Source organism: Luteimonas arsenica (genome assembly GCF_004352825.1).
Classification (GTDB): Bacteria; Pseudomonadota; Gammaproteobacteria; order Xanthomonadales; family Xanthomonadaceae; genus Luteimonas; species Luteimonas arsenica.
Map to the genome: position 1 here is coordinate 910,294 of NZ_SJRW01000001.1, position 20,243 is coordinate 930,536.

Genomic DNA, 20,243 nt, shown 5'->3' on the forward strand with positions numbered 1-20,243 from the left:
GGGGAGCGGGGCGACCGGTGCCGGTCGCCCCTTTGCTTTCGAACGTCGGGTCCCGATCAGATGCAGGAGCTGTCGGCGGTCAGGCCGCAGGTCCAGCCCTGCCACCAGGTGTCGTTGGCGTCCTTGACGCCGCCGATGTAATCGACCTGCTGGAAGAAGGGATGCTTGCCCGTCAGGTTCTGCACCGCCGGCACGGCCGTTTCATTGGCGCCGTTGACGAACACGCTGGTCAGTGTCGACGTGCCGACCACGTTGTTGGCACCGGCGTTGAACGCGGCTTCGGAATCGGCGTTGTTGAAGTTGTTCGGGCAGGCGAAGAAGACCGACTCGAGCACGGCCGCAGCGCCGCGACCGTCGGTGTTCTCCACGCTCAGGCAGGTCTCGCCCTTGCCCGTGCCGCCGGCCTTGCGGGTGACCACGGTGTTGAAGATCGACGCGCGGGCACCGAGGTTGACCGTGAAGCCCGAACCGTTGCCGCTCGTGCCACCGGCACGGCCGACGTAGGTGAAGTTGGCCACGTGCGGATGCGAGTACTGCTCGGGCGTCAGCGGGATCGGGTTGCTGCTGTTGGTGCCCGACCACTCGTTCATGTTGTCGCCGGTGCTGTCGCGCTGGACCACGATGCCGAACTGCACGGCGCCGCTCCAGTTGGAGTCGATGTCGAGGCTGTCGTCGCTGGCGCCGGTGACCACGATGCGGCGGGCGTTGACGGTGCCGCCGAAGATCTCGATGCCGTCGTCGGAGCTGTTGTGGACCTGGATGTATTCCAGGGTGGTGCCGCTGCCGGCGCCGCCGGTGGTCAGGCCCTGGAGCTCGTTGCCGCCGGAGAAGGCGAAGCCCGAGTAGCGGACCTGCATGTACTGCACGGTGCCCGAGTTGTCGGTGGGCGAGTTGCCGCCGTACATGCCGAGGTCGCCGCCTTCGATGCGCGTTTCGCAGCCGGCGTCGCCGGGCTGGAAGTTGCCGATGCAGGTGTTGACCGGAGCGCGGCCGGCGAGCACCAGGCCACCCCAGCGGCCTTCGGTTTCGGCGTCGGCGTTGCCTTCGACGTCGATTCGCGCGGTCAGGATGATCGGCTCCTCGCGGGTGCCCAGGGCGTAGATTTTCGAACCGCGGTTGACGATCAGCGCATCGGGGCCGGCCGAGGCGAAGATGGTGACGCCCGGCTCGATGTTGAGGATGCCTTCGCGGGCACCGGCGCGCGGGTTGGCGGCGTCGCCGCCCATGTCCTCGCCGACGTGGGTGGCGCCGTTGATGGCGAACACCGTGCCGTCGGTCTTCGGGACGGTCAGCTCGCCAATGATGCGCTGGGGCAGTTCGCAGGCGCGCAGGTCGGCGACGATGCCCACGTTGCGGAAGCCTTCCGGACAGTTTTCGGCCGGGCCGCTGGTCGGCGGCGGGGGCGGCGGCGGGGTGGTCGGCGGCGGCGGGGGCGGGGTCGTCGGCGGCGGCGGCGGGAAGGCGCCTTCGCCCGGCGAGGCGACGCGGTCGGCACCGCCGCCGCAGGCGCTCAGCGCGATCACCGCGCCGAAGGTCATGAGGAGGGCCTTGGAACTGTGGCGCATGGACATCGGGTGGGTCTCCGGGAGGAATGGACTGCGGACGCAGCAGGGGAACCGCGGCCCTGTCCCGCCCGTTCGGGGCGGCCACCGCTGCGTTCCGATGAATCGGGGGTGAAGGCTAGGTCGCCCCGGTGACAGCTTTCTTGCAGTCGCACGACGGTTCGTCGCGGGCTGTCATCCAGCGGCATCCGCATTGCGCGCGGATGACGTTCGTGCGACGGATGTCATCCTCCTGTCACGTCCCGCGGGCCTGCTTGCGCGGGTACGGGCGCAACGGAGCAACGGGATGGAGAGCGGGCCGCGGATCGACCAGGCCACGCTGCAATGGCTGCTCGGCCAGGTGCAGTCGGGTGCATCGCCGGAAGATGTCGTCGCATCGATGGAGGCGCGCGGCTGGCAGGAGGACGACGCCATCGCCGCCCTCGAGGAAGCGATGCGCGAACACCTCGCCGGCCACGCCCGCGAACATGGCCTGCCGCCGCCGGAGAAGGTGCCGTGCCCGGTCGAAATGAACGGCCCGTCGGTGATCGACGCGGGCGACCGCAAGGTGGTGGTGCTCGCGAACATGCTGCATCCGCGCGTGGTGGCGTTCGGCGGCGTGCTGTCCGACGAGGAGTGCGATGCCATGGTCGAGATGGGCCGCCGAAAGCTGAAGCCGTCGGCGGTGTTCAACCCCGACACCGGCGCCGACGAGAAGCACGAGGCGCGCAGCAGCGAAGGCACCTTCTTCCGCCGCGGCGAGAACGGTCTCTGCGCGCGCATCGAGCGCCGGCTGGCGAAACTGGTCGACTGGCCGCTGGAGAACGGCGAGGGCCTGCAGCTGCTGCGATACGGCCCCGGCGCCGAGTACAAGCCGCACTACGACTACTTCGATCCCGACCGTCCCGGCGCGCACGTGGCGCTGTCGCGCGGCGGGCAGCGCGTCGCGTCGATCGTGATGTACCTCAACACCCCGCTGAGCGGCGGCGCGACGACCTTCCCGGACGCGCGCTTCGAGGTCGCTGCGGTGAAGGGCAACGCCGTGTTCTTCGCCTATGACCGGCCGCACCCGATGACCGGCAGCCTGCATGGCGGGGCGCCGGTGGTGGAGGGCGAAAAATGGGTGGCGACCAAGTGGCTGCGCGTCGGCCGCCACTTGTGATCGACCGTTTGTCGGTCAATACATACCGCTTGTCAATGCCAAAGGCGTTTGTCATCGAGGTGTAACCCACTGCTGGGCCGTGCGTAGTGAGATCGCTCCATCAACTTCACTATTCAGGCGCCCGACGCGCAGGAGCACCCACATGCAGCGGATCGCGATTCCCTTCCTTCTTTCCCTGGCCCTGCCTTTCGCCGCCTCGGCCGCCGATGCCCCGGCGACGCCCACCCAGCAGGTCTACACCTACGCCGTCGAGCTTGGCGCCGATGGTCGCATTGCCGCCCTCGCGCCGCACGGCCCGCTGCCCGGTGCCGCCGGCGACGCGCTGGCATCCGAGATCCGCGGCTGGGTGTTCAACGCCGGCGACGTGGCCGGCGAAGGCGCGGCCAGCACCTACCTGCGCGTGGTGGTGGATGAGTCCGCCGGCGGCAGCTACCAGGTGGTCTCGGCGACCACCGGCCCGGCGCTGGCGGCGATGACCGCGCCCGAGTACCCGATGCGCGACCAGCTCGCCGGCAACCAGGGCATGGTCGTGCTGCGCCTGGAGGTCGGTCCGGATGGCGCCGTGCGCGCCTCCGACGTGCATGCCGCCACCGGCACGGTCTCGCGGGCGATGGCGAACGCGGCCGCCTCGGCGTCGCGCAGCTGGCAGTTCTCGCCCGAGCAGGTGGACGGACGGGCGGTATCGTCGACCCTGCTGTGGCCTGTGTGTTACCTCGGGCCGCACTCGTCGGTCGCGGAGTGCAGCTGGACCGGGCCCGACGCGCAGCGCTTCTCCAGCAAGACCGTGCTGCCGCTGGATCCCAACGTCACCGTGTCGTACGCGGCGGCTCGCTGAGCACCTTGTCGGGATACGTGCAGAGGTCGCGGATCGCGCAGGGCCCGCAGTCGGGCCTGCGCGCCTTGCACACGTAGCGCCCGTGCAGGATCAGCCAGTGGTGGGCGTCGTGCAGGTATTCCGGCGGCACCCGCTTCAGCAGCCGGTCCTCGACCGCGCGCACGTCCTTGCCCTGGGCCAGGCCGGTGCGGTTGGAGACGCGGAAGATATGCGTGTCCACGGCCATCGTCGGCTGGCCGAAGGCGGTGTTGAGCACCACGTTGGCGGTCTTGCGGCCGACGCCGGGCAGGGCCTCCAGTTCCTCGCGCGTCTGCGGCACTTCGCCGCCGTGGCGTTCGATCAACAGCTTCGCCATCGCCACCACGTTCGCGGCCTTGGCGTTGAACAGGCCGATGGTGCTGATGTAGCGCTTGAGGCCGTCCTCGCCCAGCGCGGCGATCGCCTGCGGCGTGTTCGCGACCGGGAACAGGCGGCGGGTGGCCTTGTTGACGCCGACGTCGGTGGCCTGCGCCGACAGCGTGACCGCCACCAGCAGTTCGTAGGGCGTCGAATACTTGAGTTCGGTGGTCGGCTTCGGATCGAGCGCGGACAGGCGTTCGAACATCTCGCGCACGTGCGCGTTGGGCATGACGCGCCCGCGGCGTTCCTGCGGCGGGCTCATGGCTGGCGTCCGGCTGCGCGCGCCCGGGCGCGCGCCAGCGCCGCGGCGGCGGCGGCGGGCAGGGCGGCGCGCGCGGCGGGGGCGTCGGCAGTGCGGGTGCCAGCGTCACCCGGCGCAGCGTCCTCGTTCGTCGGCGCCGTGTTGTCGCTGTCGGAGGTTTCGCCCGGCGCTGCGCTGCGCGCACGCCTGCGTTCCCGGGCGATGCGTTCCAGGCGCTGCCCGCGCTGGCGGTGGCGTTCGCGCGCGGCCCAGGCCGCGAGCAGGCGGTCGCGGGCTTCGACCAGTGCCCCGTTGTCGGCGGCGTCCAGCTCCGCCAGCGGCACGAACGCGGCCAGCCCGGCCTCGATCGCGGCGTCGAGGTCGTCTCCACGCAGCAGCACGAGGATGCGCATCGCCTGCGCCGCGTCCGGCGGGCACGCCGCGGCGCCCGACGGAACCGGGCCGGCGTCGCGGCGCGTGGAGGCAGGTTCGGCCATTCGGGCGTCGCTCAGCGGTTGTTGAACGCAGGCTTGCGGCGCTCGAGGAAGGCGGCCATGCCCTCGCGCGCGTCCTCGGTGGCGAAGGCCAGGCCGAACTGCGCGCTTTCATACTCCAGGCCGTCGTCGATCGCGCACTCGCCGCCGACGTGGATGGCGTCGAGGATGCCGCGCATCGCCAGCGGCGCGTTGCCCGCCAGCTTCGTCGCCAGCGCCATGGTTTCCGCCTCCAGTTCCGCGGCGGGCACCACGCGGTTGACCAGGCCGAGGCCCAGCGCACGTGCCGCGTCCACCGGAGCGCCGGTCAGGGTCAGCTCCAGTGCAGCGGCGCGGCCGACCAGGCGCAGCAGGCGCTGGCTGCCGCCGAAGCCCGGCAGCAGGCCCAGGGTCACCTCGGGCAGTCCGAGCTTGGCGCTGTCGGCGGCGATGCGGAGGTGGCAGCACATCGCCAGCTCCAGGCCGCCGCCCAGGGCGAAGCCGTTGACCATCGCCACCACCGGCTTGGGCATGCGCTCCATGCGCCGCATCAGGCGCTGGCCGACCAGGGAGAAGTCGCGCGCCTGCACTGCGCTCAATCCCGACATTTCGGCGATGTCGGCGCCGGCGACGAAGGCCTTGGCGCCGCTGCCGGTGAGGACGACGGCGCGTACCGCATCGTCGGCCGCGGCGGCGTCGAAGGCGGCCTGGAGCGCCTCGAGGGTCGCCCGGTTCAGCGCATTCAGCTTGTCGGGACGGTTGACGGTGAGGACGCGGACAGCGCCGTGGTCGGTGGTCTGGATCAGGTCGGGCATGGATTTCCCTTGTATGCAGGCGCGTGGGAACTTCCCGTCCCGCGCGGTGTCGGAAGCCGTGGTGTCAGTGGCGGTTAAGCACTGGGACCAGTATCCTAACGTGTCCAGACGGGGCGGCCAGGCCGCCCCGCCGCGTCATCGGACCCACCCAAATCGGTAACTCCGGAGAGTCCCACGAATGAAGTTGCGCCTGCTCACCGCCGCCCTCGCGGCCACCACCCTGGTCGCCGGTACCGCCGTTGCCCAGGACACCTCCTCCGAGAAGGGGAAGCTCAGCTACGCGATCGGCTACAACACCGGCGCCGAGCTCGCGGAGCTGACCGAGCGCGGTGAAGCCGTCGACGTCAACACCGTCATCAAGGCGCTGCAGGATGCCTACGGCAAGAAGGATCCCGCCGTGCCGGTCGACCAGCTGCGCACCGCTGTCGAGAACATGCAGAAGCGCCAGCAGGCCAAGATGGAGGCCGAGTTCAAGCGGGTCTCCGACGCCAACAAGGCGGCCAGCGACAGCTTCCTCGCCCAGAACAAGGCCAAGCCGGGCGTGCAGACCCTGCCCAGCGGCGTCCAGTACCGCATCATCGAGACCGGCAACGGCGCCAAGCCGACCCAGGCCAGCGATGTCCAGCTGACCTACAAGGGCTCGCTGCCCGACGGCACCGTGCTGGTCGACACCAACCAGGTGCCGCAGGGCCAGACCCCGGGCCCGGTGGCGCTGAAGGTCAGCCAGGTGCCGCTCGAGGGCCTGCGCGAGGCGCTGCTGCAGATGCCCGCCGGCTCGCGCTGGGAAGTGGTGATGCCGGGCGACAAGGCCTACGGCAACGACATCCGTGCCGGCCGCATGGCCAACCAGGCGGTGGTGTTCGACGTCAAGCTGGTCAGCGTCAAGTGACCGCGGGGCGCCGCCGGCGCCCCTTGCACCAGTGCGCGGCCACTGCCGCGCACGCCACTGTTCCAGGGACGCGCCGGCCTCGTGCCGGCGCGTTTGCGTTTCGGCCCCCGGAGGGCCCGGCGTCACGATGAACACCGTTTTCCGCGCCGTGCAGAGTCCCTGCATCGGCGTATGCACGCTCAATGACGAAGGCCTCTGCGACGGCTGCCTGCGCACCGGGGACGAGATCGCCGGCTGGCTGGCCATGGACGATGCCCAGCGCGAGCACCTGATGGACACGGTGCTGCCCGAGCGCGAGGCGCGCCGCGGCTGATGGTTCCCAGGCCCGCCGACGCCGCGCTGCAGGCCGCGCTGGAACCGCCGGAGGCGGTGCCGGTGGGTCCGGCCTGGAACCTCGACGAACTTCGCGACCTGCTGCCGGTGCGGGCCGCGCTGGCCGATGCCGCGGTGCTGGTGCCGCTGGTGGGCGAGCGCGAGACCCGGGTCATCCTGACCCGCCGCCACGACGGCCTGCGCAACCATGCGGGCCAGGTCAGCTTTCCGGGCGGGCGCGTGGACCCGGGCGACGCCGGTCCGGTGGCCGCCGCCCTGCGCGAGGCGGAAGAGGAGATCGGCCTGCCGCGCAGCGAGGCCAGCGTGCTCGGCTACCTGGATCCGCTGGCCACCATCTCCGGCTTCCGCGTGCTGCCGGTGGTTGCGCGCGTGCCCGCCGGCTTCGAGGCCAGGCCGCAGCCGGGGGAAGTCGCCGAGGTGTTCAGCCTGCCGCTGTCCTGGCTGATGGCGCCGGAAAACCTGCGGCGCATCGCGATCGACATCCGCGGCCGCGAGCGCCACGTCTTCGAATACCGGCGCCACGAGGGCGCACCCGGCCAGCGCGTCTGGGGCGCGACCGCCTCGATCCTGTACAACCTGCGGCAGCGCCTGCTCGCCGCCGGAGGCCTGCCGTGAGCCGATCGACCGACTGGACCACCCTGGTGTCGCCCGCCGAGCTTGCGGCACGCCTGGGCGACCCGATGCTGGTGGTGCTCGATGCGCGCTTCTCGCTCGCCGACCCGGCCGCCGGCGAAGCCGCATGGCGCGAAGCCCACATTCCCGGCGCGCGTTACGCCCACCTGGATCGCGACCTCTCGGGCGCGCACACGCCGGGCGCGGGCCGCCATCCCTGGCCGGAGGCCGCCGACTTCGGCCGTAGCCTGGCGGCCTTCGGCATCACCCGCGAACACCAGGTCGTGGCCTGTGACGAGTCCGACGGCGCCTTCGCCGCGCGCGCCTGGTGCCTGCTGCGCATGGCCGGCCACGCGCGCGTGGCGGTGCTCGACGGCGGCCTTGCGGCCTGGCGGGCGCAGGGCCTGCCGCTGGATGCGGAGGTTCCGGCGGTGTCGCCGGCTGTGCCGTACCCCGTCGACTTCGACCGTGCGCGGCTGTTCGATGCCGCCCGCGTGCAGGCCCATCTCGACGATGGTGGCCTGCTGCTCGACGCCCGCGGCGGCGAACGCTACCGCGGCGAAGTCGAGCCGATCGACGCGCGCGCCGGGCACGTCCCGGGCGCGACCTCGCGGCCGTTTGCGTGCAACCTCGAAGCGGGACGCTTCAAGCCGCGGGAAACGCTGGCCGGGGAGTTCGACGCACTGCTGGGCGAAGGCGGGCCTTCGCAGGTGGTCGTGATGTGCGGCTCCGGCGTCACCGCCTGCCACCACTTGCTGGCGATGGCGCATGCGGGACTGGAAGGCGCCGGGCTCTACACCGGCTCCTGGAGCGGCTGGATCGAGGATCCGCGCCATCCGGTCGCGACCGGCGCAGGCTGAGCGCGGCCCGGTCGCCACGCTTGCGCGGCAGCGCGTGGCCTACTTGCCCAGTCGCGCCACCAGCGCACGCAGCCCGGCCTGGGTGTCGGGAGCGTTCCAGGCGTCGACGAAGGTGTCGATCTCGATGCGCTCCGGCGCCAGCGCGGCCAGCAGGTCGGCGCGCGCGATCGCACGGGTGCGCAGCACGGGTTCGCGCGGCAGCGCCAGCAGGGCCTCGAGCCAGGCCGTCGCGCGCGCAACCACGTCGCCGGGCGCGGCGAGTTCGTCGACCAGGCCGATCTCCAGCGCACGCGCGCTTTCCACCAGTTCGCCGCCGACCAGCAGGCGCTCGGCGCGGTGTGCGCCGACCACGCGCCGCATCAGGTGCTGGATGCCGTCGGGCGCGACCAGGCCGACCTGGGTTTCGTTGAGGCCGATGCGGAACGCCCCTTCGGCCATCACCCGGTAGTCGCAGCACAGCGCCAGCACGCAGCCGCCGGCCGGCGAATGGCCGGTGATCGCCGCGGCCACCGGCACCGGCGACGCGGCGATCGCGCGCGCGGCGTCGAGGAAGCCTGTCCATGCCGCGCCGAGTTCGTCGCGCGTGCGCAGCGTCAGCAGGTGGGGCACGTCCAGGCCTGCGGAGAACACCTTCTCGCCGCCCGAGAGCACGATGCCCTTCGCACCGCCATCGACCGCCGCCGGCACCGCGGCCGCGATCGCCGCGCAGAGTTCCTGGTTCAGGGCGTTGACCGGTGGGCGCGCGAGCCTGAGCTCGATGATCGCGCCGTGTCCGATGGTGTCGATGAGTGCGGTCATGCGCGCGCCGGCCTGTGTCGGGAGTGGAGGGCTATCATACGGCGCATGGACATGACCTCCCGCAGCCTTGTTTTCGCCCTGCTCGCCGCCGCAGCGTCGAGCGCGGCGCTGCCCGCCATCGCCGCGACGGATGCTCCGGCCACCGGAGCGGACGCGTCATGCGAGCCACGCGTCGTCGATGGCTGGCTGCGTTCGCCGCCGATGCCGATGCCGATGATGGCCGGCTTCGCACGGGTGGAAAATCCCTGCGCGGGCGGGGCCGTCATCGTGGCGGCGCGCAGCGATGCCTTCGCAAGCATCGAACTGCACGAGACCACCGTGGTCGACGGCGTCAGCCGCATGCGCCCGGTGGCCGAGGTGCCGCTGCCCGCGGGCGGCGAAGCGGTGCTGCGCCCGGGCGGCCTGCACCTGATGCTGATGAAGCCGGCATCGCCGCTGGCGACGGGCGACAGCGTCCGCGTCGAGTTCGTCCTGGCCGATGGCCGCAGCGTTGCCGCCGGCTTCGAGGTGCGGGCGCCCGACGCGCGCTGAAGCAACCCGGCTCAGGCTCCCGCCATCTTCCGCACCGGATCGGGCAGGGCGGTCGGACGACCGCTGGCGCGGTCGATCCAGACCATGACCACGTGGCCGTCGGCGTGCAGCACGGCGCCGTCGGCGCTGGTGATGCGGTGGCCCAGGGTCACACTGGTGCTGCCGACGCGGTCGGCGGTCAGCTCGACCACGATCGAGCCCGGATAGGGGATCGGCTGCCGGTAGTTCATCTGCACCGCGGCCAGCAGCGGCGCCGTATTCTCGGTCACCCATTCCTCGCCCAGGGACTCGAACCAGCGGATCCGGGCCTCCTCCAGGTAGGTCATGAAGTTGGAGTTGTTGACGTGGTTGAAGGCGTCGAGGTCGCGCCAGCGCAGCTCGATGGGCATGCGGTGGAGCACCTGTCCGTGTTCGGCGGGTTCGCGGCTCATGAAATGTCCCGTGCCTTGCGGCGGCGTGTGGGGGTTCCGGTCTTGCCGCGGGAGCGTGGCTTCGGCGTGTCGTCGATGCGTGGCTTGCCGGCGTGGGCCGCCTGCTCCGCCAGCAGCTTCGCGAGGAAGCGCCCGGTGTGCGACTGCGGCATCGCCGCGACTTCCTCCGGCGTGCCCTGGGCGATGATCTCGCCGCCGCGGTGGCCGCCGTCGGGACCGAGGTCGATGACGTGGTCGGCGGTCTTGATCACGTCCAGGTTGTGCTCGATCACCACCACTGTGTTGCCGTCGTCGCGCAGCTTGTGCAGCACGCCGAGCAGGTGGTCGATGTCGTGGAAGTGCAGGCCGGTGGTCGGCTCGTCGAGGATGTAGAGCGTGCGCCCGGTGTCACGACGCGAGAGTTCCTTCGACAGCTTCACGCGCTGCGCCTCGCCGCCCGAGAGGGTGGTCGCCGACTGGCCGAGGCGGATGTAGCCAAGGCCGACGTCGGCCAGGGTCTCCAGCTTGCGCGCCAGCGCCGGCACCGCATGGAACAGGTCCAGCGCCGCTTCCACGGTGAGCTCCAGAACCTCGTGGATGTTCAGACCCTTGTAGCGGATCTCCAGCGTCTCGCGGTTGTAGCGCTTGCCGCCGCAGACGTCGCAGGGCACGTAGATGTCGGGCAGGAAGTGCATCTCGACCTTGAGCAGACCGTCGCCCTGGCAGGCTTCGCAGCGGCCGCCACGGACGTTGAAGCTGAAGCGCCCCGGGCCGTAGCCGCGCGCGCGCGCCTCCGGCACCTGCGCGAACAGCTCGCGCAGCGGCGTGAACAGGCCGGTGTAGGTGGCGGGATTCGAACGCGGCGTGCGCCCGATCGGCGACTGGTCGATGTCGACCACCTTGTCGAACAGGTCCAGGCCTTCCACCGCACGGAAGGGCGCGGGCTTGTGCGAGGCGCCGTTGATCTCGTTCGCGGCCAGCGCGTACAGCGTGTCGTTGACCAGCGTCGACTTGCCCGAGCCCGAGACGCCGGTGACCACGGTGAACAGCCCGTTCGGGATCACCAGGTCGACGTCCTTGAGGTTGTTGCCGCTGGCGCCGAGCAGGCGCAGTTCCAGCTTCGGGTTCGGCGCATGGCGGCTGGCCGGGATCTCGATGCGGCGCGTGCCCGACAGGTACTGCCCGGTCAGCGAACGCGGCTCGGCCAGGATGTCTTCATAGCGGCCCTGGGCCACCACTTCGCCGCCGTGCACGCCGGCGCCGGGGCCGATGTCGACGATGTGGTCGGCCAGGCGGATCGCATCCTCGTCGTGCTCGACCACGATCACGGTGTTGCCGAGGTCGCGCAGGCGGGTGAGCGTGCCCAGCAGGCGCTCGTTGTCGCGCTGGTGCAGGCCGATCGAGGGTTCGTCGAGCACGTACATCACGCCCACCAGGCCGGCGCCGATCTGGCTGGCCAGGCGGATGCGCTGGGCCTCGCCGCCGGACAGCGAATCGGCCTTGCGCTCCAGGGTCAGGTAGTCGAGGCCGACGTCGACCAGGAAACCCAGGCGCTCGCGGATCTCCTTGACGATGCGCGCGGCCACCTCGCCGCGCCAGCCGGGCAGCTCGAGCTGCTGGAAGAAGTCCAGGGCTTCGCCGATCGGCAGCACCACGATCGAGGGCATGGCGCGTTCGGCCACGAAGACATTGCGTGCCGAGCGGTTCAGGCGCGCGCCGCCGCAGTCGGGGCAGGGCTGTTCGCTGATGTACTTCGACAGCTCCTCGCGCACCGCGGAGGATTCTGTCTCCCGGTAGCGACGCTCGAGGTTGGGCACGATGCCCTCGAAGCGGTGCCTGCGCTTGCTGCGCACGCCGCTTTCGGTGACGTAGGTGAAGGCGATCTCGTCCTCGCCGCTGCCGTACAGCACGGCCTGGCGCACGTCGTCCGGCAGCTCCTGCCAGCGCGTGTCGACGTCGAAGCCGTAGTGCTTCGCCAGCGAGGCGATCAGCTGGAAGTAGTAGTGGTTGCGGCGGTCCCAGCCGCGCACGGCGCCGGCGGCCAGCGACAGCTCGGGATGCACCACCACGCGGTCGGGGTCGAAGAACTGGCTCACGCCCAGGCCGTCGCAGGTCGGGCAGGCGCCGGCCGGGGCGTTGAACGAGAACAGTCGCGGCTCCAGCTCGGGCAGGGCGTAGTCGCAGACCGGGCAGCTGTAGCGCGAGGAAAACAGCATCGGTTCGGCCGCGTCGTCGTCGAGCGCGCGCACTTCGGCCATGCCGTCGCCGAGCTTGAGCGCGGTCTCGAAGGATTCGGCCAGGCGCTGCTGCATGTCCTCGCGCACCCGGAAGCGGTCGATCACCGCCTCGATGCTGTGCTTCTGGCGCAGCGCCAGCGGCGGTACCGCGTCGATCTCGTGCACCGCGCCGTCCACGCGCACGCGCACGTAGCCCTGGGCGCGCAGCTGCTCGAAGACCTGGGCGTGCTCGCCCTTGCGGTCACGGACCACCGGCGCCAGCAGCATCCAGCGGCGCTCGGCGTTGGCCGGATCGTTCGCCAGCGCCATCACCTGGTCGACCATCTGGCTGACGGTCTGCGCCTCCAGCGGGTAGTGGTGGTCCGGGCAGCGCGGCTGGCCGACGCGGGCGTAGAGCAGGCGCAGATAGTCGTAGATCTCGGTGATCGTGCCGACGGTCGAGCGAGGGTTGTGGGACGTCGACTTCTGCTCGATCGCGATCGCCGGCGACAGGCCCTCGATGTGGTCGATGTCGGGCTTGTCCATCACGCTCAGGAACTGCCGCGCATACGCCGACAGCGACTCGACGTAGCGCCGCTGGCCCTCGGCATAGATCGTGTCGAAGGCGAGCGAGGACTTGCCGGAACCGGACAGGCCGGTGACCACGATCAGGCGGTCGCGGGGCAGGTCGAGGCTGATGTCCTTCAGGTTGTGGGTGCGGGCTCCGCGGAGGCGGATGAGGTCCAGCGCCATCGGGTGGGGATCCGGAGGAAAGGGGAGGGTGGGCGATCAACCAGCCTACCGAGCCCGATGGATGGGGGCAAACAGCCATAAAGAAAGGGGCCCGGCGAACCGGGCCCCTCGCATGTCACCTTGCGTCCTGGATCAGCGGCGCGCGGTGTAGTTCACCGTGATCTCCGCAGAGCAGTCGCTGGTACCGGCGTTGCAGACCTGGTAGGTCGCGCTGCCGGGGCCGACCGCTTCGGCGGTGAAGGTGTGGTTGAACACGCCGTTGTTGGCCGAGGTCGCAACGATCTCGCCATTGAACAGCACGTCGACCTGTTCACCCTCGCCACCGGTCCAGGCCAGCGGCACGCGGATGCGCTGGCCCTTCAGGGCGAACACATAGCGGGCCATCAGATCCTGCGGCGACTCGCCACCCGGCTCTTCGTCGCCGGTGTAGCTGGCGGTCAGCGAGATGCCCGTCGCCGCGGCGTAGCCGGCGATGCGGACGTACCACTGGCCGGCCGCGGGGGTCGGGAAGTCGCAGGTCTCGTCGTTGCCGGTCAGGTACGGACGGCAGTCGTAGAGCGTCGAGGTCGGCAGTTCGCCTTCACGGACGTACAGGTCGGCGTCACCGGTGCCACCCGCCATCGTGAAGTTCAGGTCGGTGGCGTCCGCCGGCACGTCCAGCACGAAGAACAGCTCTTCGCCGGTGCCGACGCTGATGTCGCTGACCGTGACCCCGTTCTCGAGCTCGGTCGGCGGCGGCGGCGGCGGCGGGCCGTCACCGCTGTAGGTGCCCTTCACGCTGTAGCCGCTGGAGGCGTTGTAGGCGACCACGCGGACGTGCCACTCGCCGGCCTGCGGGTTGTCGAACGAGCAGACCTCGGCAACCGTGCCGCCGGTCCACGGACGGCAGTCGAAGGTGCTGTTGTTCGGGCGTGCGCCATAGCGGACGTAGATGTCCGAGTCACCCGTGGCACCGGTGCCCGGATCCAGGTTGAAGATCACCGAACCCTGGCCTTCCGGTACGTTGAGCACGTAGAACTTGTCGGTACCGGCGGTCATGGCACCGAGTTCGACGGCGACGCCGTTCTCGAGTTCGATCGGCGGCGGCGGCGGCGGCGGACCCGGCGGGTCGCCAGGCAGTTCCTCGTCGCCCGCGGCGACGGCGACCGCGCGGCCGGCGTCGATCAGGCTGGCGCACCACATGTCGGCGTTGTCGCAGCCGGTGACCAGGCCGTTGGCGGCATAGCCGGTGTTGCGCAGGATGGTCTCGATCTCGTCGGCATCCAGTACGCCGCCGGAGGCCTCGAGGACCAGGGCAGCGGTGCCCGCCACGTGCGGGGCCGCCATCGAGGTGCCGGCATACCAGGCGTAGGAGTCAGCGCCCTGGCCTTCCGCACCGTCGTTCAGGGTCGACAGTACCTGGTCGGTCTCGGGCACCACGCCGCTGCCCGCCGGGGCTGCGACGCTGATGCCCTCGCCGAAGTTGGTGGAGGCGTACTTGGTGTTGTTCGGGCCGGTGCCCGCCACCGCGACCACGCCGTTGCAGCCGGCGGGGCTGAAGCCGGACACTTCGGAACTCGAGTTGCCCGCCGCCGCGATCACCATGGTGCCGTTGGCACGGGCGATGTCGACCGCATCCTGCATCGCCGTCGGGCAGGCGGTGGCGCCGCCGAGGCTCAGGTTGATGATGTGGGCCGGGGTCTCGTTGTCGGGCACGCCGGGGACGCTGCCGCCGGACGCCCACACAATGGCGTCGTTGATGTCGGCAAAGGTGCCGCCGGCGTTGCCGAGCACGCGGACGTGCTGGACCTTGGCGCCATGGGCCACGCCCGCCACGCCGAGGTTGTTGTCGGTCACCGCGGCGACGGTGCCGGCCACGTGGGTGCCGTGCCAGCTGCTGTCGTACTTGCTGTCCCAGTCGCCTTCGTCGTTCGGATCGGGGTCACGGCCGTCGCCGTCGCGCGCGTTGGCGGGATCGGAGATGAAGTCGTAGCCGGCGACGAACTGGCCGTCGAGGTCGGCGTGGTTGACCTGTCCAGTGTCCAGCACGGCGACGATGTAGCCGGTGCCGTCGACGCTGTCCCAGGCCTCGGTGGCATTGATGCCCATGCCGCCGCCCTGGTAGTGCCACTGCTGCGCGAACAGCGGGTCGTTCGGCTCGAGCGTGCGGTACATGCGGCCGTTGGGCTCTACGGCGCGGACCGACGGGTTTGCCATCAGCGCGGCTTCAAGCTGCTTCCGTTCGCCGACGTCGATGTCGCGGCCGAGGCGGACGAGCTGGGCGCCGGTGCCCAGGGTGCGCTCGACGGCGATGCGGGTACCGAGCAGCTTGCCGACGGAATCGAGCTGGCGCTGCAGGTCGGCGCTGGGCTTGGCGCCCTTCTTGAAGCTGACGATGAACGAGTCGTAGCTGTTCTCCGCCGGGGCCTTCAGGTTGATGCCATAGGGATGGCCGGGCTTCGAGAACAGCGGCGCCTGCGTGGCCGGGGCCTTCGGGGCGGCCTTGGAGGCCTGTCCGGGCTTGGCCGCTGCCGGGGCCTTCAGTGCCGCGTACGACGGTGCCGCGGCGAGCACGGCGGTGATGGCTACCGCGAGTGCCGTGGTTGTGGTGCTCCGAGTCTTGCTTGTCATTTCGGTCCTCTCTCCTTCTCATCGATCCGAACGCGCTGTGGCGTCGGCCCCATCCACGCAGTGGCTGTCGCTACTTACAGTGGAATCTGCGCGCACGCCCGCGGCGCGACCGGTGGTCGACGGCCTGCGGGGTGCGAAATACGGTTTGCGGCGGGCGCGGTGCGGCCGGCCTGGTAGAAGGTGTGGCGCAGTCTTGCGCCGGCCGCCTCGGGCTGTCGTGGTCCTGCGCCGTCTTGTGTGTACGGATCGGGCGATGCACGTACAGGGGCACTCCTGGAGAAGAGGCGGTTATTACGACCACGCGGCGCTTGGGCGGCGCCGGCGCGGACTGGTGAAGCGATCCTGCAGCGGACGGTCCCCTGTGACCCATCCGACCCATCGAACCTACCGGATAGCGGGTGGGCAGCGCAACCGTACAAGCTGCATTCAGGTTTGTTTGACCCGAAACCGTTGATCCGTCTACAATTCCGCTCCTGTCCGCCCCCGATGGCGGCCAGCGACCACAATAACTACAGAGGAAGACTGGTCATGTACGCAGTCCTGGTAACGGGCGGCAAGCAGTATCGCGTGATGCAGGGCGAGACCCTGCGCGTGGAGCTGATTGACGTCGAGGCCGGCAAGGAGATCACGTTCGACAACGTGCTCATGCTCGGCGATTCCGATGGCATCAAGGTCGGCGACGCGCTGAAGGGCGCCACCGTCACCGCCACCGTGAAGGCCCACGGCCGCGCCGACAAGGTGCGCATCGTGAAGTTCCGCCGCCGCAAGCACCATCGCAAGCAGATGGGCCACCGGCAGCACTACACCGAAATCGAGATCACCGGCATTGCCGGTGGCGACAAGAAGTAAGGAGACGCAGCCATGGCACATAAAAAGGGCGTAGGTTCCTCGCGCAACGGCCGCGACTCCAACCCGAAGTACCTCGGCGTGAAGATCTATGGTGGCCAGGCGATCGACGCCGGCAACATCATCGTCCGCCAGCGCGGCACCCAGTTCCACCCGGGTTCGGGCGTCGGCCTCGGCCGCGACCACACCCTGTACGCGCTGATCGACGGCAAGGTCGAGTTCACGACCAAGGGCCCGAAGAAGCGCCGCACCGTGAACGTCGTCGCCGAGGCCTGAGCCCGGCGCAGCGTTCCGCGAAGGGCCCCGCTCCGGCGGGGCTTTTCTTTTCTCCGCCGGGTGCGGCTGCCGGCACCCGCTACACTTCCGGCAGCGCGTTGCCGCCGCCACGCGGCGACGCCTGCGCATGGCGCGCGGCGTGTCCGTACGTTCTCTCCCCAAGATCCGGTTCCTGAGCCCATGAAACTTGTAGACGAAGCCGAAATCTCCGTCATCGCCGGCAACGGCGGCAACGGCTGCGTCGGTTTCCGGCGCGAGAAGTTCATCCCGCTCGGCGGCCCCGACGGTGGCGACGGCGGCAACGGCGGCGACGTCTGGCTCGAGGCCACCCGCAACCTCAACACCCTGGTCGATTTCCGCCATCAGCGGATCTTTCGCGCCCAGCGCGGGCAGGACGGCATGGGCCAGCAGCGCTACGGCAAGGGCGGCGAGGACATCGTGATCAGGGTGCCGGTCGGTACCCAGGTCGTGAACATCGACACCGACGAAGTGATCGGCGACCTCGTCGGCGACGGCGACCGCCTGCTGGTGGCCCGCGGCGGCCAGGGCGGCCTGGGCAACATGCACTTCAAGAGCTCGATCACCCGCGCGCCGCGCAAGGCCACGCCGGGCGGCGAGGGCGAGCAGCGCGAACTGCGCCTGGAGCTGAAGCTGCTGGCCGACGTCGGCCTGCTGGGCTTCCCCAACGCCGGCAAATCGACCCTGATCCGCGCGGTGTCCGCGGCCACGCCGAAGGTGGCCGACTATCCCTTCACCACGCTTTACCCGAACCTGGGCGTGGTCAGCGTGGAGCCGGCGCGCAGCTTCGTGATTGCCGACATCCCGGGCCTGATCGAGGGTGCGGCCGACGGCGCCGGCCTGGGCGCGCTGTTCCTGCGCCACATCCAGCGTACCCGCTTGCTGCTGCACCTGGTGGAGGTCGAGCCGCTGGACGGCTCCGACGCCGCCGACCAGATCCGCGCCATCGAGCGCGAACTGGAGAAGTTCGATGCCGGCCTGATGGACAAGCCGCGCTGGCTGCTGTTCAACAAGGCCGACCTGCTGCCGGCCGAGGACTCCCGCGCGCACGCCGAGCGCGTGGTCGCCGAACTGGGCTGGACCGGCCCCTGGTTCATCGTCTCCGGCCTGGCCCACGAAGGTACCCGCGAAGTCATGCTCCGCGTCCAGGCCTTCCTCGACGAACAGGCCCGCGACGCCGCCGACGCGGCCGATGCCATCGAAGGCTGAGGCGGGCGGAATGGAAAGGGCAGGAGCCTTTTTTTGCCACGGATTTGCGCGGATTACGCGGATTCAGCCGAGGCCGATCCATCGCAATGGGCTTGTCTGCAGAAATGGCAGGGGTAGCGCGAGGCGCGTCAGTCCGCTTCGGCCCGATCCGCGTAATCCGCGTAAATCTGTGGCAGAAGCTTTTGCTTTTCCGGGCCCGCAAACGAAAAGCCCGGCCGGGGCCGGGCTTTCGGGTGTTGCGGTGACGCGTGGATCAGGCGGCCTTGAGGGCCTTGATGCGCGCAGTCAGGCGGCTCTTGTGACGGGCGGCCTTGTTCTTGTGGATCAGGCCGCGGGCGCTGAAACGGTCGAGCAGCGGCTGCGCGGCGGTGAAGGCCTCCTGCGCGCCGGCGGCGTCGTTGGCGTCGAGCGCCTTGAGCACTTTCTTGACGGCGGTGCGCAGCTGCGAACGCTGGCTGTTGTTGCGCAGGTTGCGCACGACGGCCTGCTTGGCGCGCTTCTTGGAAGACTTGATGTTGGCCACGATGGGATCCTGGAAACGGGTGTGAAGACGGAATTCGGGTCGAGCGAGCAGGAAATTATGGGGGAATCAGGGGCTTGCGTCAACAATGGTGCCCGGACGGGGTGGCTGGCGTGAGCGGGCCCGTCCAGGGTGCCCCCGAGCGGCCGGGCACGGGAGCGGCAGGGCTGGATCCCGCGGCCTCGATGCCGGCGACGAAGGCGGCTGCAGAGGCGGCCGGTGGCCCGGGCGCCGGCCCTGGTGGTTCCGGCGGCGGGAAGGGTGGTGCCGGAGGCGGTCGCCGTCGCGGCGGCCTGCTGCGCTCCACCGCGGTCTTCAGTTCCATGACCCTGCTGTCGCGGATCGCCGGCTTCCTGCGCGACGCCCTGCAGTCGCGCGTGTTCGGCGTGTCGGTGGCGATGGACGCCTTCGTCATCGCCTACCGGATCCCGAACTACCTGCGCCGGATCTTCGCCGAGGGCTCGGTGCAGATGGCCTTCGTGCCGGTGTTCAACGAACTGCGCGAGCGCGGCGACGAGCGCGCGCTGAAGGAATTCCTCGACGCCATGGCCGGCGCCCTGCTTGCCGTGGTGCTGGTGTTCGCGGCCGTCGGCATGCTGGCTGCGCCGCTGCTGGCGCGCATGTTCGCCCCCGGCGCGCTCGACGACCCGGAGAAGCTGGCCCTGATCGCGGACATGCTCCGCATCACCTTCCCCTACCTGGTGTTCATCTCGCTGATGGCGCTGGTGGCCTCGGTGCTCAACAGCTTCGGCCGCTTCGCGCTGCCGGCGGTGACGCCGGTGCTGCACAACCTGGTGATGATCGTCGCCATCGTCTGGGTGTCGCGGTACTTCGCCGAGCCGGTCAAGGCGCTCGCCTGGGGCGTGCTGGTGGCCGGCGTGCTGCAGCTGGCGGTGCTGTGGCCGGCGCTGGGGCGGCTCGGCCTCAGGCCGCGGTTCAAGCCCGGCTTCAGGCACCCCGACGTGCGCCGGGTGGCGAAACTGATGGTGCCGACCCTGTTCTCGTCCTCCGTGGCCCAGCTCAACCTGCTGGTGGGCACGGTGTTCGCCTCGCTGCTGGTCACCGGCAGCCAGACCTGGCTGTACCTGTCCGACCGCCTGGTGGAGTTCCCGCTGGGGTTGTTCGGCGTCGCCATCGGCACGGTGATCCTGCCGCACCTGTCGCGCCGGCACGCGGCCGACGACAGCGAGGGCTATGGTGCCGCGCTGGACTGGGCGCTGCGCATGGCCCTGCTGGCCGGCGTGCCTGCCGCGATCGGCCTGCTGCTGCTGGCCGAGCCGCTGACCTCGGTGGTCTACCAGGGCGGGCGCTTCACGCCCCACGACACGCGGATGGCGGCGATCAGCCTGGCGGCGATGAGCATCGGCATCCCGGCCTTCATGCTGACCAAGGTGCTGGCGCCGGCCTTCTACGCCCGGCAGGACACGAAGACGCCGATGCGCGCGGCCATCATCACCGTCGTCGCCAACGTGCTGATGACCATCGCTTTCACCACGCCACTGTGGCTGTGGGAGGTGCCGGGCGCGCACGGCGGCATCGCCCTGGCGACGGGGCTGGCGGGCATCGTCAATGCCTGGCTGCTGTGGCGCTACCTGAAGCGCGCGGGCCTGGTGCGGCTGCAGCCGGGCTGGGGCCTGTTCTGGCTGCGCCTGGTGGTGGCCTGCGCGGTGATGGCGGCGGCGGTGCTGGCGCTGAGCGCCTGGATCGGCGACTGGACCGCGATCGGGAGCCTGCTGCTGCGGGCGGTGCTGCTGCTCGCGGTGGTCGTCGCCGGCGCGCTGGCCTACGGCGTGGCGATGCTGGCGCTGGGCCTGCGCCCGCGCCACCTGCGGCACTGACCACCGGCGTCACCCGCGTCGCGTCCCCGGGACGTGGGGCAGGGCGCCGCCGGTATAC

General features: G+C 70.5%; 18 protein-coding genes and 1 pseudogene. 10 read left to right on the top strand and 9 right to left on the bottom strand.

The annotated features are described in order from the left end of the window. Positions 1-56 precede the first annotated feature (56 nt). Positions 57-1,571 carry a hypothetical protein gene (locus tag E2170_RS04225; RefSeq protein ID WP_132999366.1) on the bottom strand — a complete coding sequence of 505 codons (1,515 nt, stop codon included), beginning with the start codon at positions 1,569-1,571 and terminating at the stop codon, positions 57-59. A 277-nt stretch (positions 1,572-1,848) separates the two neighbouring features. Here E2170_RS04225 and E2170_RS04230 point away from each other — a divergent pair, with 277 nt between their 5' ends. Together E2170_RS04230 and E2170_RS04235 are read left to right on the top strand one after the other, a co-directional pair. Next, complete coding sequence (locus E2170_RS04230; protein ID WP_132999367.1) at positions 1,849-2,703, top strand: 2OG-Fe(II) oxygenase; 855 nt, start codon at positions 1,849-1,851, stop codon at positions 2,701-2,703. A 142-nt stretch (positions 2,704-2,845) separates the two neighbouring features. Beyond that, a complete protein-coding gene (locus E2170_RS04235) occupies positions 2,846-3,538 on the top strand; it encodes a TonB family protein (RefSeq protein WP_132999368.1) in 693 nt (230 codons plus the stop codon). Here E2170_RS04235 and nth read toward each other — a convergent pair. The 3 genes from nth to E2170_RS04250 are packed head-to-tail and all read right to left on the bottom strand — an operon-like array spanning position 3,510 to position 5,466. After that, positions 3,510-4,199, bottom strand: a complete 690-nt coding sequence (gene nth, locus E2170_RS04240) for an endonuclease III (RefSeq protein WP_132999369.1) — start codon at positions 4,197-4,199, stop codon at positions 3,510-3,512. The genes E2170_RS04235 and nth overlap by 29 nt on opposite strands. Further along, entirely contained in the window at positions 4,196-4,675 is a 480-nt protein-coding gene (locus E2170_RS04245; protein ID WP_243708047.1) for a hypothetical protein, read from the bottom strand. Before E2170_RS04245 ends, nth begins: the two co-directional genes overlap by 4 nt. Positions 4,676-4,686: 11 nt before the next feature. After that, entirely contained in the window at positions 4,687-5,466 is a 780-nt protein-coding gene (locus E2170_RS04250; RefSeq protein WP_132999370.1) for an enoyl-CoA hydratase-related protein, read from the bottom strand. Positions 5,467-5,644: 178 nt separating this feature from the next. Between E2170_RS04250 and E2170_RS04255 the strand changes: the two genes are divergently transcribed. The 3 genes and pseudogenes from E2170_RS04255 (at position 5,645) to E2170_RS04265 (ending at position 8,160) form a co-directional block, all read left to right on the top strand. Continuing rightward, positions 5,645-6,355 carry an FKBP-type peptidyl-prolyl cis-trans isomerase N-terminal domain-containing protein gene (locus E2170_RS04255; RefSeq protein WP_132999371.1) on the top strand — a complete coding sequence of 237 codons (711 nt, stop codon included), beginning with the start codon at positions 5,645-5,647 and terminating at the stop codon, positions 6,353-6,355. A gap of 127 nt (positions 6,356-6,482) precedes the next feature. Then, positions 6,483-7,303 (top strand): annotated as a pseudogene (locus E2170_RS04260) (CoA pyrophosphatase). After that, entirely contained in the window at positions 7,300-8,160 is an 861-nt protein-coding gene (locus E2170_RS04265) for a sulfurtransferase (protein WP_132999372.1), read from the top strand. Before E2170_RS04260 ends, E2170_RS04265 begins: the two are co-directional and overlap by 4 nt. 39 nt (positions 8,161-8,199) lie before the next feature. Here E2170_RS04265 and E2170_RS04270 read toward each other — a convergent pair whose 3' ends face one another. Further along, a complete protein-coding gene (locus E2170_RS04270) occupies positions 8,200-8,958 on the bottom strand; it encodes an enoyl-CoA hydratase/isomerase family protein (protein ID WP_132999373.1) in 759 nt (252 codons plus the stop codon). 45 nt (positions 8,959-9,003) lie between these two features. Between E2170_RS04270 and E2170_RS04275 the strand changes: the two genes are divergently transcribed. Next, positions 9,004-9,489 (top strand): copper chaperone PCu(A)C, encoded by a 486-nt coding sequence (locus tag E2170_RS04275; RefSeq protein WP_132999374.1) that lies wholly within the window; start codon positions 9,004-9,006, stop codon positions 9,487-9,489. 11 nt (positions 9,490-9,500) lie between these two features. Here the strand turns inward: E2170_RS04275 and E2170_RS04280 are convergent, their stop codons facing one another. From E2170_RS04280 to E2170_RS04290, 3 genes are all read right to left on the bottom strand, one after another. Then, positions 9,501-9,920 (bottom strand): acyl-CoA thioesterase, encoded by a 420-nt coding sequence (locus E2170_RS04280; protein ID WP_132999375.1) that lies wholly within the window; start codon positions 9,918-9,920, stop codon positions 9,501-9,503. Further along, a complete protein-coding gene (gene uvrA / locus E2170_RS04285) occupies positions 9,917-12,868 on the bottom strand; it encodes an excinuclease ABC subunit UvrA (protein WP_132999376.1) in 2,952 nt (983 codons plus the stop codon). The genes E2170_RS04280 and uvrA overlap by 4 nt, the downstream gene beginning before the upstream one ends. A 132-nt stretch (positions 12,869-13,000) precedes the next feature. Further along, positions 13,001-15,478 carry a S8 family peptidase gene (locus tag E2170_RS04290; RefSeq protein ID WP_132999377.1) on the bottom strand — a complete coding sequence of 826 codons (2,478 nt, stop codon included), beginning with the start codon at positions 15,476-15,478 and terminating at the stop codon, positions 13,001-13,003. A 528-nt stretch (positions 15,479-16,006) separates the two neighbouring features. Between E2170_RS04290 and rplU the strand changes: the two genes are divergently transcribed. The 3 genes from rplU to cgtA all read left to right on the top strand — a co-directional run bounded on the left by rplU (position 16,007) and on the right by cgtA (position 17,827). Further along, positions 16,007-16,327 (top strand): 50S ribosomal protein L21, encoded by a 321-nt coding sequence (rplU, locus tag E2170_RS04295; RefSeq protein ID WP_132999378.1) that lies wholly within the window; start codon positions 16,007-16,009, stop codon positions 16,325-16,327. 12 nt (positions 16,328-16,339) lie between these two features. Then, positions 16,340-16,600, top strand: coding sequence for a 50S ribosomal protein L27 (gene rpmA / locus E2170_RS04300; protein ID WP_132999379.1), 261 nt, complete (start codon positions 16,340-16,342; stop codon positions 16,598-16,600). 180 nt (positions 16,601-16,780) lie between these two features. Beyond that, the gene (gene cgtA / locus E2170_RS04305; RefSeq protein WP_132999380.1) at positions 16,781-17,827 is read left to right on the top strand and encodes an Obg family GTPase CgtA; all 1,047 of its coding nucleotides are present in this window, start codon (positions 16,781-16,783) and stop codon (positions 17,825-17,827) included. 253 nt (positions 17,828-18,080) lie between these two features. Here cgtA and rpsT read toward each other — a convergent pair whose 3' ends face one another. Next, the gene (gene rpsT / locus E2170_RS04310) at positions 18,081-18,350 is read right to left on the bottom strand and encodes a 30S ribosomal protein S20 (protein ID WP_132999381.1); all 270 of its coding nucleotides are present in this window, start codon (positions 18,348-18,350) and stop codon (positions 18,081-18,083) included. A 110-nt stretch (positions 18,351-18,460) separates the two neighbouring features. On the opposite strand from rpsT, the gene murJ reads away from it, so the two are divergent. Then, positions 18,461-20,185 (top strand): murein biosynthesis integral membrane protein MurJ, encoded by a 1,725-nt coding sequence (murJ, locus tag E2170_RS04315; RefSeq protein ID WP_279432854.1) that lies wholly within the window; start codon positions 18,461-18,463, stop codon positions 20,183-20,185. Positions 20,186-20,243: the final 58 nt, after the last annotated feature.